This window comes from Nocardia yamanashiensis (genome assembly GCF_021183565.1).
Lineage (GTDB): Bacteria > Actinomycetota > Actinomycetes > Mycobacteriales > Mycobacteriaceae > Nocardia > Nocardia yamanashiensis.
On sequence record NZ_CP089226.1, the window covers coordinates 4,771,888 to 4,786,696 of the forward strand.

Consider the following 14,809-nt stretch of genomic DNA (forward strand, 5'->3'; position numbering starts at 1 on the left):
CCAGGCACCCCGAACCTGGCGAACCATGCGAAGGCTACCGCCTTCATGTCCGGCGTACCCCGCCGACCATGACCCCCAACACCCCCAAAGCACAGGCGATATGGATGTGGTCAGGGCCATTCTCGTGGTCTCATCTGAGGTAGGGAACATCGGGGCCCGACACTGTGACCGAGATCTCCGACCCAGACACTCCGTCACTGGACTCGATTCCTAAAGAACCAGTAAGGTCCGAATCGGCCGATGGGGTTGATGCGCCGGCGGCGGTTCCGGTGTGCGGGTCGGCAGGAGGGTGTCGTGCTAGAGAGTGTTTTCGGAGTTCATCCGACAATTCTGCTGGAATTGATCACGATCCCCTTGTTCACCGGTGTGATCGGTTACATCACCAACTGGACCGGCGTGCTCATGCTGTTCAAGCCGATCGCGTTCCACGGTTTCCGGATGCCCGGTCTGGCGGCGCTGTTTCCCTACTTGCCCAAGCGGATTCAGGTGCTGCCGCTACTGCAGTACGACGGGCGAATGGGCTGGCAGGGGATCGTTCCGTCACGCGCGGACAAGATGGCGTCCATCGCCGTCGACAAAGGGCTGGCGAAACTCGGGAATGTCGGCGACTTCTATCGGGAACTGGAACCCGACAAGCTTGCTGAACATTTGACCGAAATTGCAGAACTTCAGATCCGCGACATCGTCGAAGAGATCTTGAAACGCGAACATCCGCAACTTTGGTACAACCTGCCCAATGGCGTGCGCGAGATGGTGCACGCCCGGGTGCGCGAGCAACTGCCGAGCATTCTGCGCGAACTCACCGACGAACTCGGCAACAACATCGATCAGCTGCTCGACGTCAAGTCGATGGTCATTCGCTATTTCCAGGCCCGCCCGCAGATGCTGAACTCGGTGTTCCAGGTGCTGGGGGCCAAGGAACTGCGGTTCATGCAGAACTTCGGGTTCTACTTCGGCGCGCCCATGGGCCTGGTGCTGGTCGCCATCCTGCACCTGACCGGCTGGTCGGCGCTGCTGGTGCTGCCGCTGGGCGGGGTGATCATCGGCTGGGTGGTGAACTGGATCGGCATCAATATGATCTTCGCCCCGGCCTATCCGAAGTGGTGGTGCCCGTGGCGGCAGGGGCTGCTCATCAAGCGGCAGGGGGAGATCACCGAGGGCTATGCCGATCTGGTGGCCAGCGAGGTCATGACGTTCGCCAATATCGGCGACGAACTGCTCAACGGCCCGCGCTCCGACCGCACCATGCAGATGCTCGAGGACACCCTCAAACCGGCGGCCGACCGGGCGCTGGGACCGGCGCGTTCGGTGGTGAAGTTCGCGCTCGGCAGCCGCGAGTACGACTCGCTGCAGGCCAGCATCACCTCCGAGACCATGCAGATCGCGCCCGTCGCGTTCGCGGACCCGGCCTTCAATGTCAAGCAGGGTAAGCAGGTTCAGGAGTACATCGCCAAACAAATGTCGGCGCTGCCCCCGCCCGAGTTCGTGGACATGCTGCGTTCGGCCATCAAACAAGACGAATGGCTTTTGTTCGTCCATGGCGGCGCGCTGGGGCTGCTGGCCGGATACGCTCATCTCCTGATCTTCGGAACGGGAGTGGCTACCACATGGGTATGAGCGAATCCGGCTCGGGCGAGGACGATCCCGCGGATTTCGGCGTGGACGGCGCGGACACCTCCACCGAGATCGTGCTGCGCGCCAGCGCGCAGCTGCCGGTGCCGGTGGAACCGCGCGCGCCGTCGGCGGGGCCGGTCCGGGCCACCACCAGCGTTGTGCGCGTGGCCGTGTCGGCCGCGGTCGAGGCGAGCGTATGGAGTCTGAGCACGGCGCTCGGGGTCACCTCGGTGGTGCTGCGCGGCAGTATGGCGGGGCAGGCGCCGCGCGAGATTCTCTCCGAAGCCGGTGCGCAGGTACGCCATTCGGTGCGGCAGGCGCTGGGCGTGCCCGCTCCCGCCGTCCCCGATCTCGGGGCGGCCGAGCCGGTGGGCGAGGCCGGGCACTCCCCCGCCACCGCACTGCGGGCGCGCGGGGCCGAATTGCTGCGCCGCTCGGCGGATTTCCACGAGGAGGACGACTCCTGTCATCCGGCCTACGCGCGGATTCTCGGTGAGCTGGCGCCCGACGAAGCGCGCATCGTGCGTTTCCTCTACCTCGACGGTCCGCAGCCCGCGCTGGCGGTGCGAACCGGACGTACTTCCGGCAGAGCCGAATTCACGCTGCTCGGCGAGGACGCGGGGCTGCGCTACCCGAACCGGGTCGAGGAGTACCTGACCAATCTGGATCGGCTCGGGCTGATCGACGTCTCGCGTGAACCGCTCGGCAATCCGAACCGGTATCAGCTGCTGGAGGCGCTGCCCGAGGTGCGCAAGCTGTTGAAGCGCACCAGTTTCGGGACCAAGGTGCTGTATCGCACCGTCGAATTGACCTCTTTCGGCGCCGGTTTCGTCCGCACCTGCCTGCCGGTGCCGGTGCTGGATCAGCAGCTCGAACAGCACGGCTAGCGGAACAGTTCCGGAACCGCGGCGGGGAGCAGCGGCAGCCGTACGTTCGGGGTCGAGATGCGGCCCTGTGCGTGTAGTACGGCTTTGATCACGGTCGGATTGGGTTCGGCGAAAAGGGCTTCCGCGGGGGCCACCAGGCGATTGCCGAGTTCGCGCGCGGCCGGAACATCGCCGTCGCGCCACAGCCGGTGCAGTTCGGCGAGCTCGGCCGGGAAGATGTTCGCGGTGGCCAGGATGCCGCCCGCGGCGCCCATCGCCAGTAGTGGTGAGACCAGCGTGTCCTCGCCCGCGAGCACCGAGAACGAGGCGTCCCCGAGGTGCGCGAAGAGCTGAGCGGTGTCGGCGTCCACGGAGCCGACGGCCTGTTTGATGCCCACGATGCGCGGGTGCGCCGCCAGCCGGACGATGGCCTCCCAGCCCAGGACGCGGCCGGTGCGATAGGGAACGTTGTAGAGCACCAAGGGAAGTGGGCCGTGGTCGGCGGCGTATTCGAAGTGCGCGACGATGCCGGCTTCGGAGGGACGGGTGTAGTACGGGACCACCGTCAGGGCGGCCGTCACCTCGGCTTCGGCGGCCAGTGCGGTGAGCGCCCGCACGGTGCCGGCGGTGTCGTTGGACCCCGCGCCCACGAGCAGCGGGAGATCGTGTTCCCGGCAGACCTTTCCGCAGATACGCACCACTTCGCGGCGCTCCTCGGCGGTGAGGGCGGCGGCCTCGGCGGTGGTGCCCAGGGCGACCAGTCCGGCCGCGCCCGCTTCGATCACGCTGTGCGCGAGGCGTTCCAGGTCGGCGGTGGCGAGTTCGCCGCTGTCGGTGAAGGGGGTGATCAGCGGGGCGAAAATGCCGGTGGGGTGGAAGGTCATGGGCCAAGTCTGGGCGGCTCGCTAGTGAAGATCCAGTTACTCTTTTCGATGCCATCCGTAAGCTGAACTGATGCTCGACATCCGCAAACTCCGGCTGCTCCGCGAACTCGCCCATCGCGGCACCATCGCGGCGGTCGCGGAAGCGCTGTCCTACACCCCTTCCGCGGTGTCACAGCAGATCGCGGCCCTCGAACGCGAGGCGGGCCGGGCGCTGCTGACCCGCACCGGACGCCGGGTCACGCTCACCCCGGCCGGGACGCTGCTGGTCGAGCACACCGAAGCCGTGCTCGCCGAACTGGAACGAGCCGAAGCGGCGCTGGTGGCCGGGACCGCCCTGTCCGGCTCGATCCGCCTGGGCGCGTTCCCCACCGCCCTCCCCACGATCGTGCTGCCCGCACTCCTGGAAATCGGCCGCACCGAAAAGGATCTGGAGCTGACGGTCACCGAGGTCGACCCCGCCGAGGTACCGGACCTCCTACGCAGCGACCGGCTCGATATGGCTCTGGTGCACGAGTACGACAACGTTCCCTCCGCCATGGGCTCCGGCATCGAACTCGAACCGCTCCTGGACGAAGTGGTGTACCTGGCCTCCGACACGCCCCCGGACGTGCCGGGGGACCAGGTGATCCGCAGCCACGCCGAAAGCCGCTGGATCGTCGGCAATCACGGCACCCTCTGCCATTCGATGGCCATGCGCACCTGCCACTCACAGGGTTTCGAGCCGCGCATCGCGCATCGCATCGACGACTTCGCCACCGTGCTGCGCCTCGTCGCCGCCGGGGGTGGGGTGGCGGTGGTGCCACAGCTCGCTGCGATCGATGTGCCCGAGGGAGTGGTGCTCACTCCGCTCCCGATCGGCCGGCGCACGCGCATCGCCTACCGGCGCGGCAGCCGGAACCAGCCGGCCTTCGCGGCGGTGAGCGCTGGACTTCATTCCGCCGCAGCGCAGTTCGGCAACGCGAGCGCACGAGATTAGTGGAGTCGCCTCGCCTGCCGTCCCCGGCTGTGGTCCCCCAGCAATGGCCGTTCCCTCGCCTTCCGGCGTCGTTCCGGCCGTTGTCGCCATTTCGAACGGAGAGATCCGGATGAGTGGCACATGAGTGTTGGGGCCTGTCGGCGTGTCACCGCACTCATGTGCCGTTGATCATGGTGGGAAGGGTTTCCCGGGGTGGTGTTTCGGATTGGTCAGGCGTTGTCGGCTAGTTCTAGCCAGCGTTCTTCGGTGGCTTCCTTTTCGGATTGGACTTGCTTGAGTTCGGCACCGAGGGTGACCAGTTTGTCGGGGTCGGTGGCGGCTTCGGCCAGGGCGGTGTGGAGTTTGGCTTCGCGGTCGGTGAGCTTTTCCAAGGAGCGCTCGAGTTTGGCGAGTTCCTTGCGAGCGGCGCGGTAGGCGGCCGAATCCGTTGCGGGGGCGGCGGTATTCGATGCCGAGGCGGGGGCGGCGGCGGGTTTGGCGGGGGCGGTTTTGCCGACGGCGAGGGCGGCGCGCTTCTTCAGGTATTCCTCGATGCCGCCGGGGAGGTTGGTGAGTTTGCCGTCGCCGAAGAGGGCCCAAGTGGTGTCGCAGACTCGTTCGATGAGGTAGCGGTCGTGGGAGATGACGACCATGGTGCCGGGCCAGCCGTCGAGCATGTCTTCCAGCTGCTGGAGGGTGTCGATGTCCAGGTCGTTGGTGGGCTCGTCGAGAAGCAGAACATTGGGTTCGCTCATCAGGATTCGGGTCAATTGCAGGCGGCGGCGTTCGCCGCCGGACAGGTCGCCGACGGGGGTGCGCTGTTTGGCGGGGGTGAAGCCGAGGCGTTCGGCCAGCTGGCCGGCGCTGATCTCCTTGTCGCCGAGCATGGTTCGCATGGCGACGTCCTGCACCGCTTCCAGGACGCGCATGTCCAGGGGGAGGTCGTCGAGTTCCTGGCGCAGCCAGCCGATCTTGACGGTTTGGCCTTGGATTCGCTTGCCGGACTTCAGTTCCTGCTCGCCCGCGAGCGCGCGCAGCAGCGTGGTCTTGCCGGAGCCGTTCACGCCGACCAGGCCGACGCGTTCGCCGGGGGCCAGCCGCCAGGTGAGGTCGCCGACCAATTCGCGGCCGTCGGGGGTGGCGAGGGTGGCGTCCTCGAGTTCGATCACGACGCGGCCCAGGCGCTTCCGGGCGAAGGAGGCGAGTTCGACGCTGTCGCGCGGCGCGGGAACGTCGGCGATCAGGGCCTCGGCGGCCTCCACGCGATAGCGCGGCTTCGAGGTGCGGGCGGGAGCGCCGCGGCGCAGCCAGGCGAGTTCCTTGCGGGCCAGATTGCGGCGGCGGGCCTCGGTGGCGTCGGCCTGGCGAACGCGTTCGGCGCGCGCGAAGATCCAGTCGTTGTAGCCGCCCTCGTAGGTTTCGACGGCGCCGCCCTGCACTTCCCAGGTGCGGGTGGCCACGGTGTCGAGGAACCAGCGGTCGTGGGTGACGACGATGAGGGCGCTGCGGCGGGAGACGAGATGCTCGGCCAGCCATTGGACGCCTTCGACATCCAGGTGGTTGGTGGGCTCGTCGAGGACCAGCAGATCGAGATCGCGGACCAGGGCGGCGGCCAGCGCGGTGCGGCGGCGTTCACCACCGGAGAGGTTGGCGACCGGGGTGTCCATACCGAGGTCGGCGATGCCGATGCCCTCGACGACCGAACGGATGCGGGTGTTGGAGGCCCACTCGTGCTCGGCCACGCCATCGGTCATCTGGTCTTCGGCCAGACCCGCGAGCACCACCTCGCCGACGGTCGCGCCCTCGGGCAGCACGCCGCGCTGGGTGACCACGGCCATGCGCACGTCGGAGCGCTTGCTCACCCGGCCGCTGTCCGGCTCCTCGATCCCGGTCAGCACCTCGAGCAGGGTGGTCTTGCCGCCACCGTTCAGACCCACGACACCGATGCGTTCCCCCTCCTGAACTCCGAGGGAGACATTGTCGAGCAGCGGCTTGATGCCGAAGCTCTTGTTGACTTGTTCCAGGTTGATGAGGTTGGCCATGGGTCCTCTGTGTCGTGCGAACGGCGAATTGCCCTCGGCCAGCCTACCGAGGTGGACCCACGGGTTTTCTCAGCGCTTTGCGGTATCGGCCGGATCGGCGATCACGCGGGCTCCGGGGACCGGGCCGTGGGCGGTGCGAACGCTGCGGCAGACGCCCGCGCCGGAGAGTTCGGCGGCGACCGCGACGGCCGTTTCCTCGTCTTCGCAGAGGAAGGCGCAGGTGGGGCCGGAGCCGGAGACGATACCCGCGAGCGCGCCCGCCGCCACGCCGCCGCGCAGGGTGCGGCGTAGTTCGGGCTTCAGGGACAGGGCCGCGGCTTGCAGGTCGTTGCCGAGGAGCGGGGCCAGCTGTTTTGCATCGCCAGAGGCCAGGGCTTGGAGGAGTTCCTCCGGCTGGCCGAGGCGGGGCGGGTCGCCGACTTCGCGGAGGCGATCGAGTTCGCGGAAGACGGCGGGGGTGGACAGGCCGCCCTTGGCCAGGGCGAGCACCCAGTGGAAGGTGTTGCGGGACAGCACCGGGAGCAGTTTCTCGCCGCGACCGTGACCGAGGGCGGTACCGCCGTGCAGGGCGAACGGGACATCACTGCCGAGTTCGGCTGCGATTTCGGACAATTCGGTCCGGCCGAGGCCCAGTTCCCAGAGTTCGTTCAGGCCGACCAGGGCCGCGGCGCAATCGGCGCTGCCGCCCGCCATGCCGCCGGCCACCGGAATGCCTTTGGAAATCCCGATTTCCACCAGCGGCGCGCGGCCCGCCTGCTCGGCCAGCCGCACGGCCGCCTTCCACACCAGGTTGGAGCTGTCGGTCGGGACCTCGTCCGCGCCCTCGCCGGTCACCCGGACCCGCATGGCGGAGGCGGACGAGATCTCCAGATCGTCACCGAGCGAAAGGGCTTGGAACACCGTGGTGAGATCGTGATAGCCGTCATCGCGGAGATCGCCCACGCCGAGGTGCAGATTCACCTTCGATGGGGCGCGCACGATCACGGGACTCGGCACAACAGACAGCACGGGGCAAGCCTAATCGCCCTCAGAGCAGCGCACCGCCCGTGGCGTCGATCCACTGGCCGGTCACCCAGCGCGAGTCGTCGGAGGCCAGGAAGCCGACGATATCCGCGACGTCGGCGGGCTGGCCCACCCGATTCAGCGGCGAGAGCGCGGCGGTCGCGGACTGGCCCTCGGGGGTGCGCAACCAGTCGGCGTTCATATCGGTGTCGATGGCCCCCGGCGCGACCGCATTGACGGTGATGCCGCGCGCGCCGAGTTCCTTGGCCAGGATCGAGGTCAGCGAATCGATGGCGGATTTGGTCATGGTGTACGCGATCAGCGAGGTCATGTGCCCGCCCTTGGTCAGGCCGGTGGACACGTTCACGATGCGGCCGCCGTCGCGCAGCCGGTCCAGGCCGAGCTTGGTGACGAAGAACGGGGCCTTGGTATTGATCGCGAAGACGCGGTCGAAGGACTCCTCGTCGGTACCCCCGATGGGTTCCCGGATGCCGTCGGTGCCGGCGTTGTTGACCAGGATGTCCAGGCCGTCGGCGTGTGCGTCGAAAGCCGCCCAGAGGGCTTCGGCGTCACCCGGCACGCCGAGCGGGGCCGCGAACGCGAAGGCCTGGCCACCCGCCGCCTCGACGGCCGCGACGGTTTCCTCGGCCGCCGCGTCGTTCCCGTTGTAGTGCACGCCGACTCGCGCGCCGTCCCGGCCGAGTCGTTCCGCGATGGCCCGCCCGATACCCCGCCCGCTGCCGGTGACCAGTGCCGTCTTGCCGGTGAGTGCGCCCATTGACCTGCTCCTTCATCCGTCGATCGATTTATATAGCGATCGTTACAGAAAGGACCGTAACACATTGTTTAGCGAGCGCTATAAAATTGCCGCATGGCCATCCACACCCGGGGCCGGCCCCGGTCCTTCGATCGCGCAGCCGCGCTGGACAAAGCGCTTCGCCTGTTCTGGGAACGCGGCTACGAAGCGACCTCGGTCAGCGATCTGACCAAGGAACTCGGCATCGGCACCCCCAGCCTGTACGCGGCGTTCGGGGACAAGCAGAAGCTGTTCAACGAGGCCCTCGAGGCGTACGGCGAGCGGTACGGCGGGTTCGCGGCGCGCGCGTTCGCGGAGGAACCGACCGCCCGGGCGGCGGCGGAGCGGACCCTGCGCGAGGCGGCCGTCATCTACACCACGCCGGAGCAACCGCCCGGGTGCATGGTCATCCACGCGGGCATCAACACCACGAATGCCGAGATCCGCGACCTGCTGACCGGGCTGCGCAATGGCAATGTCGAGGCGTTCGAACAGCGGATTCGCGCGGACATGGCGGCCGGGCTGCTGCCCGCGGACACTGATGCGCGCGCGCTGGCCCGCTTCACCGGGGGGATGCTGAACGGCATGTCGCAGGCATCCCGCGATGGCGCCGACCGGTCGGAACTCGAGCGAATGGCAGCCTTGGCCATGCTGAGCTGGCCCGATGCGCCGGAGCCGGACGAGGCCTGAATCACTTCGGCGAAGCACTTGCGCCAGGTACCCATGGGGGGTATGTTTCTCGGTGTCGGGGATACCCCCTCACCGTATGAAAGCGCGAGCGAAGGAGTCGAACAATGGCCACCAGCACCTACACCGTCACCGGAATGACCTGCGGCCACTGCGTCGGATCGGTCAAGAAGGAGATCGGCAAGATCGACGGCGTGACCAGTGTCGACGTGGACCTCGCCTCCGGCCTGGTCAAGGTCGAGTCGAGCGCTCCCCTCGTGGACGCCGATGTGGTCGCGGCCGTGGACGAAGCCGGTTACGAGGTGGCGAGCTGAGATGAACGATCGACTCAAGTTCGCGGCCTTCGGTGGCGGACTGGTCGTTCTCTTCGGGGCCGCGCTCGGAATCGGGGCCCTGGTGGGCGACCCGTCCGGGCCGGCCTCCACCGCGAGTGACCACAGCCGGCACGCGAGCGAGGCGGCGCCGGGCCTGCTGGACAACGAATCCGGCTACGCGCTCGGCGAGATCAACGCTCCGGCCGCACCGAATCAGCAAGGGACCCTGAGCTTCCGGATCACCGGACCGCAGGGGGCCGTCACCCAGTACAACACCCTGCACGAGCAGAACCTGCACCTCATCGTGGTCCGCTCGGACGCGACGCAGTTCCGGCACGTGCATCCCAACCTCGCCGCCGACGGCACCTGGTCCCTGGATTGGAAGTGGGCCGAACCCGGCAACTACCGGGTCTTCGCCGACTTCTCCCCCGCGGGCGGGCCGGGCGAGCTGACGCTGAGCCGGGTCGTGAACGTCACCGGCGACGCCAAGCTCCAGCCGCTGCCGGCGCCGTCCAAAACCGCCAAGGTGGACGGTTACGAAGTCACCCTCACCGGTGACATGTCCACCGCCGGAAGCGAATTGAAGTTCACCGTCAAGCGCGACGGCAAGCCGGTCACCGACCTGCAGCCCTATCTGGGTGCCTACGCGCACCTGGTCGCACTGCGGGCGAGCGACCTCGCCTACCTGCACGTGCACCCCGAAGGCGAAGTCGGCAAGACGCCGCCCGGACCCGACGTGGCCTTCCACGCCCAGGCCCCGAGCGCCGGCGACTACCGCCTGTACCTCGACTTCAAACACGGCGGCGTCGTCCGCACCGCCGAATTCACCGATGCCACCGGCACCGGTGCAACCACCACTGCCGCAACCGAATCGGGTGCGCATACGCAACACGGAGGAGGTCACTGATGAGCGCCCCAGCCCCGGAGCGGTCGATCGAGCTCGATATCGGCGGAATGACCTGCGCCTCCTGCGCGTCCCGCATCGAGAAGAAGCTCAATCGCCTCGACGGCGTCACCGCGACCGTCAACTACGCCACCGAAAAAGCCAAGGTCAGCTTCCCGGAGTCGGTGACCCCGGACAAGCTCATCGAAACCGTGGTGGACACCGGCTACACCGCCGCCGTCCACCACAACGAACCGGTGAAAACCGCGGAATCCGATGGTGATTCGCCGCGCACCGCCACCCAGGAACTACGGCACCGGCTGCTGGTCAGCCTGGCGCTGGGCCTGCCCGTGGTGGCCATGGCGATGATCCCGGCGCTGCAGTTCACCAACTGGCAGTGGTTGTCGCTCACGCTGACCGCGCCGATCGTGTTCTGGGGCGGGGCGCAATTCCATCGGGCCGCCTGGGTGAACGCCAAGCACGGCGCGGCCACCATGGACACCTTGATCTCGCTGGGCACGCTGGCCGCCTTCGGCTGGTCGGTGTACGCGCTGTTCTGGGGCGACGCCGGCATGGCGGGCATGAAACATCCGTTCAGCCTTGCCATTTCGCGTGGCGATTCGTCCTCGGCGCTGTACTTCGAAGTGGCGGCGACGCTGATCGTGGCCATTCTCGCGGGCCGGTACTTCGAGACCAGGTCCAAGGAGAAGGCCGGGTCCGCGCTGCGCGCCCTGCTGGAACTCGGTGCGAAGGACGTCGCGGTCCTGCGTGACGGCGTCGAAATCCGGATTCCCGTGGGCGATTTGAAGGTCGGCGAGGAATTCCTGGTCCGGCCGGGCGAGAAGGTCGCCACCGACGGTGTTGTGGTGAGCGGTAATTCGGCGCTCGACATGAGCATGCTGACCGGTGAATCGGTGCCGGTCGAGGTCGGGCCCGAGGATGCCGTGGTCGGCGCGACGGTGAACGCGGGCGGGCTGCTGACCGTGCGCGCCACCCGGGTCGGCGCGGACACCCAGCTGGCGCAGATGGCCTCGCTGGTGGAGGAAGCACAGAACGGCAAGGCCCCCGTGCAGCGGCTGGCCGACCGGGTGGCGGGCGTGTTCGTCCCGATCGTGATCGCCATCTCGGTTGCGGCGCTGGGCTTCTGGCTCGGCACCGGCGCGGCGGTGGCGACCGCTTTCGGCGCGGCGGTGGCGGTGCTGATCATCGCCTGCCCGTGCGCCCTGGGCCTGGCCACCCCGACCGCGCTGCTGGTCGGCACCGGGCGCGGCGCACAGCTGGGCATTCTGATCAAGGGCCCGCAGGTGCTGGAGTCCACCCGGCGCATCGACACCGTGGTGCTGGACAAGACCGGCACCGTGACCACCGGCAGAATGACCCTCGCCGAAGCGATTCCGGCGGCGGGCCAGGAGGTCGACGAGCTGATCTCGATCGCCGCGGCGGTCGAGCACGGTTCCGAGCACCCGGTCGCCAAGGCCGTGGTGAGCGGCGCCAAGGAGCGCGGGCTGGACACCGAACGGGTGGAGCAGTTCGTGAGCCACGGCGGCAAGGGCGTGCAGGGTCTGGTGGGTGAACGGGCGGTCGTCATCGGCCGCACCGAACTCCTCGCGGATTGGTCGGTCGAACTGCCGGAAGCCTTGGCGGACGCCAAGACTCGGGCGGAACGCGCCGGGAACACCGCAATTCTGGTGGCGTGGGACGGTAAGGCGCGCGGCGTGCTGGTCATCGCCGACGCGGTCAAACCGACCAGCGCCCAAGCCATTTCGGAGATGCGGGCGCTCGGGCTCACCCCCGTGCTGCTCACCGGCGACAATGCCGCCACCGCCCGCACCGTCGCGGACCAGGTCGGCATCGAGCAGGTCATCGCCGAGGTGCTGCCCAGCGACAAGCTGGACGTGGTCAAGAAATTGCAGGCCGAAGGCAAGGTCGTGGCCATGGTCGGCGACGGCGTCAACGATGCGGCCGCCCTGGCCCAGGCCGATCTCGGCCTGGCCATGGGCACCGGCACCGATGTCGCCATCGAAGCCGCCGACCTGACCCTGGTCCGGGACGACCTGCGCGCGGTGCCCACCGCGATCAAGCTGTCCCGCGCCACCCTGCGCACCATCAAGGGCAATCTGTTCTGGGCTTTCGGTTACAACGTTGCGGCGATTCCGCTCGCCGCGGCCGGGCTGCTGAACCCGATGCTCGCCGGTGCGGCGATGGCACTGTCCAGTGTGTTCGTAGTCAGCAACTCGCTGCGGTTGCGGCGGTTCCGCGGTTGAACCGCTCGCACGGGAACCTGTTGCCCGGCGGGGCCGTTCGGATCTCGGATCCGGACGGCCCTTTCGCATTCCGGGATCAGACGCCCACCGGAGCCTCGTTCCCCGCGAAGGCGGCGAGCAAGGTCCGGGCCTCGAGGACCAATCGTCCGGAGCCGCGGCGTTGCGCCAGTTCCACCACGGCCGGATAGTCGGCCACCGCGCCACAGCGCCGGGCGCAATCGGCGGCCACCGCGAGGACGTCCGCGAGACCGGTTGTCTTCTCGCGGGCCAGCAATGGCGGCAGCAGGACGTCGATGACCGGCCAGGCGCGGTGCGCGCCCAGAGCCAGCACGGCGTCGCGGAGCGAACCCGCCAGGCGCTTCCCGGAAGTCCATTCGGGCAGCTCCAGCAGGTCCGGTTGCAGCTGCGCGGTGGCGGCCAGCGTGACCAGGGCATCGACGCCGGCGGTTCGGGCCCGCGCGTCCTCGGCGACCAGGGCCCACATGACGCGGCGGTGGACCCCCGGGCCCTTGACGCCCGGGAGCTCCGCCAGCACCACCGCCGGGTGGATGTCCCGTGGTTCCCAGTCCTGCCAGCGGGCCAGCACCTCCGGGTTCGGGAAGTCGACGGCTTCCACCGGCATCCAGCCCCATTCGTGGTCGGGGCCGCGCTGCACGCCGTCCAGGATCGCGGGGAGATCGGCGGGCGGTTCACCGTTCAGGACGGCGGCCAGCCGGAATCCTTCCGGCATGCCCAAAGCGGCTGCCGCCATGGCTGTTTCGGCATCCGCTTCCGGAGCGACCCGCGCCAGCGCCTGACCGAATTCGAGATGTCCGGGACGCACCCCCGCCTCGCGATACCGGCGCAGGCGATCCACCAGTTCGGCGGCGGCGATCTGACCGTTCTCGAAGGTGGGGGTGGCCAGCGCGCAGGGCGGTAGCGGGGCGCCGGTCAGCGCGTACTCGCCCCATTCGATCATGCGCAGGGTCACCATGTCCGAATGTGAACTGCCCTGCGGGCGATCCTGGAGCAGGCCGGTGGCGACGGCGGCGACGGTCAGTTGTTCCCAGCCGCGGTTCTTCCACCATTTGTCCTGCCACCACGCGGTTCCGGCGGAATTCACGACGGCCAGGTCGGCTTCCACCAGTGGGCGCAGGGCCGCGGTCAGTCCGGGACGGTCGGTGGCGGCGAATCGGATGAGGCCGTCGAGGAAGCGTGCGCCGTAGAACTCTTCCTCGTCGTCGGCGGCCTTCAGCCAGCGGTACAGCTCGGCCGTATCCGCCGGGGTCTCAGGCAGACCCGTGAGGACGGCAGGCGCCGGGGGGAGCGGCAGCGGGAATTCCTCCTCCAATTCCGGCGCGGCTTCGACCGCCAGATCCATGCGGGTGTCGTCGTCCGCCTTGGGCAGGTAGCGGGCGATCAGCTTCTCGATGCGGGCGCGCAGGGCCGCGTCCTCGAGCGTCGCGAGGGCGGCCGACCAACTCCGGATCGCGGCCGAAGCGTGTGCGGGCTCGGCGCGCACTATCCGTTCCATCCAGCTCAATTGGGCGCGAACGAGTTTCTTCTCGGTCCGGGCGAGCGCCTCATCGGACAGCGCCAGCGCCTCGTCGTCGGACAGCAGGCCCGCGCCGTGCAATCCGATCAGGACCTCCTGGGCGTGCCCGGCGACCGTCGAGCGGCCTTCGGCGAGCAGCCGCGCGTAAGCGTCGGTGCGGCCGGCACATTCGCTCGGCTCGGCATGCAGGGCGGTGAGCACGCCGAGCCGGTTGGTCGCGTCCAAGGGGCGGCCGTCATTGCGCAGCAGGGCGTTCAGGGTGCTGGTGTGCAATAGGTCCCGATCGACTACGCCTTCCCGGGACAGCACGTCGAGGGTGTGCGGCCAGGAATCATCCGGGAGGTGGGGATTGTCGTTGAGGAACAGGCCGGTCACCTCCACCACGCGGCGGGCCAAGGCGGGCAGGAAGGGGTCGATGCGCAAGCGCGCCACCAGGTTCGGGCCGGACGGCAGCTGATGCGCCCGCCACGGGTCCGGCAACCCGTCCTGGCCGAAGCGGCTCCGCATCCAGGCTCTGACGAACTCGTCGGTGGTGGGAACCGGTGCGCCCGAGGTGCGGATCAGGTGCACGATCAGCGGGAAGTACGGCAGGCCCTGCCAGCGTTCGGCCCGGCCGGCGGCCAGCTGTGCGGCCAGTTCGGCGCGCCAGGCATTGTCGCGGTCGCCCGCTTCCAGGCAGGCCAGCAGGACTTCCGGGCTGGTGTCCGGTAGCCGGGTGACGCCGACGGACAGCCAGCGGGCGACGGAGGTCGGCGTCGACAGGCAGCCGAGACCCCAGAGTTGGACCGCCACATGCTTTTTGGATGGTTCTTCCCACCAGTCGCGGCGGGGCAGCGCGGAGCGTGCCTGCTTCAGCGCGGACGCCATGGTCTTGCGCTCCGCGGCCGTCATCCGGGCGAGCCGGTCGGGAATGTGCGCCGGTTCGATCTGCAGCAGACGATCGGCGTCGATCGTATCGGTCATGAATT

Annotated in this window: 12 protein-coding genes; 7 read left to right on the top strand and 5 right to left on the bottom strand. The window is 68.5% G+C overall.

Features of this window, described 5'->3' with window-relative positions; genetic code table 11:
- Nucleotides 1-294 precede the first annotated feature (294 nt).
- Together LTV02_RS22600 and LTV02_RS22605 are read left to right on the top strand one after the other, a co-directional pair.
- Nucleotides 295-1,617, top strand: a complete 1,323-nt coding sequence (locus LTV02_RS22600; RefSeq protein WP_067710727.1) for a hypothetical protein — start codon at nt 295-297, stop codon at nt 1,615-1,617.
- The gene (locus tag LTV02_RS22605) at nt 1,614-2,501 is read left to right on the top strand and encodes an Abi-alpha family protein (protein WP_233033613.1); all 888 of its coding nucleotides are present in this window, start codon (nt 1,614-1,616) and stop codon (nt 2,499-2,501) included. Before LTV02_RS22600 ends, LTV02_RS22605 begins: the two co-directional genes overlap by 4 nt.
- On the opposite strand, the gene dapA is transcribed toward LTV02_RS22605, so the two are convergent.
- Nucleotides 2,498-3,364: a 4-hydroxy-tetrahydrodipicolinate synthase gene (gene dapA / locus LTV02_RS22610; protein ID WP_233033615.1), complete on the bottom strand. Its 867-nt coding sequence runs from the start codon at nt 3,362-3,364 to the stop codon at nt 2,498-2,500. The two genes, LTV02_RS22605 and dapA, sit on opposite strands and share 4 nt — an antisense overlap.
- Before the next feature lie 70 nt (nt 3,365-3,434).
- Between dapA and LTV02_RS22615 the strand changes: the two genes are divergently transcribed.
- On the top strand, nt 3,435-4,340 hold the full coding sequence (locus tag LTV02_RS22615; protein WP_233033617.1) for a LysR family transcriptional regulator: 906 nt from the start codon (nt 3,435-3,437) through the stop codon (nt 4,338-4,340).
- Between the two features lie 209 nt (nt 4,341-4,549).
- Here the strand turns inward: LTV02_RS22615 and LTV02_RS22620 are convergent, their stop codons facing one another.
- From LTV02_RS22620 to LTV02_RS22630, 3 genes are all read right to left on the bottom strand, one after another.
- On the bottom strand, nt 4,550-6,361 hold the full coding sequence (locus LTV02_RS22620; protein WP_233033619.1) for an ABC-F family ATP-binding cassette domain-containing protein: 1,812 nt from the start codon (nt 6,359-6,361) through the stop codon (nt 4,550-4,552).
- Between the two features lie 69 nt (nt 6,362-6,430).
- Nucleotides 6,431-7,369: a 4-(cytidine 5'-diphospho)-2-C-methyl-D-erythritol kinase gene (locus LTV02_RS22625; RefSeq protein WP_233033621.1), complete on the bottom strand. Its 939-nt coding sequence runs from the start codon at nt 7,367-7,369 to the stop codon at nt 6,431-6,433.
- Between the two features lie 19 nt (nt 7,370-7,388).
- Nucleotides 7,389-8,141, bottom strand: a complete 753-nt coding sequence (locus LTV02_RS22630) for an SDR family oxidoreductase (protein WP_233033623.1) — start codon at nt 8,139-8,141, stop codon at nt 7,389-7,391.
- Between the two features lie 93 nt (nt 8,142-8,234).
- Here LTV02_RS22630 and LTV02_RS22635 point away from each other — a divergent pair, with 93 nt between their 5' ends.
- The 4 genes from LTV02_RS22635 (at nt 8,235) to LTV02_RS22650 (ending at nt 12,307) form a co-directional block, all read left to right on the top strand.
- Nucleotides 8,235-8,849 (top strand): TetR/AcrR family transcriptional regulator, encoded by a 615-nt coding sequence (locus LTV02_RS22635; protein WP_233033625.1) that lies wholly within the window; start codon nt 8,235-8,237, stop codon nt 8,847-8,849.
- Nucleotides 8,850-8,953: 104 nt separating this feature from the next.
- Nucleotides 8,954-9,160, top strand: a complete 207-nt coding sequence (locus LTV02_RS22640; RefSeq protein WP_067710560.1) for a heavy-metal-associated domain-containing protein — start codon at nt 8,954-8,956, stop codon at nt 9,158-9,160.
- 1 nt (nt 9,161) lies between these two features.
- The gene (locus LTV02_RS22645; protein ID WP_233033627.1) at nt 9,162-10,067 is read left to right on the top strand and encodes a FixH family protein; all 906 of its coding nucleotides are present in this window, start codon (nt 9,162-9,164) and stop codon (nt 10,065-10,067) included.
- Nucleotides 10,067-12,307, top strand: coding sequence for a heavy metal translocating P-type ATPase (locus LTV02_RS22650; RefSeq protein WP_233033629.1), 2,241 nt, complete (start codon nt 10,067-10,069; stop codon nt 12,305-12,307). The genes LTV02_RS22645 and LTV02_RS22650 overlap by 1 nt, the downstream gene beginning before the upstream one ends.
- A gap of 76 nt (nt 12,308-12,383) precedes the next feature.
- Here the strand turns inward: LTV02_RS22650 and LTV02_RS22655 are convergent, their stop codons facing one another.
- Nucleotides 12,384-14,804 (bottom strand): hypothetical protein, encoded by a 2,421-nt coding sequence (locus tag LTV02_RS22655; protein ID WP_233041917.1) that lies wholly within the window; start codon nt 14,802-14,804, stop codon nt 12,384-12,386.
- Between the last annotated feature and the right edge of the window lie 5 nt (nt 14,805-14,809).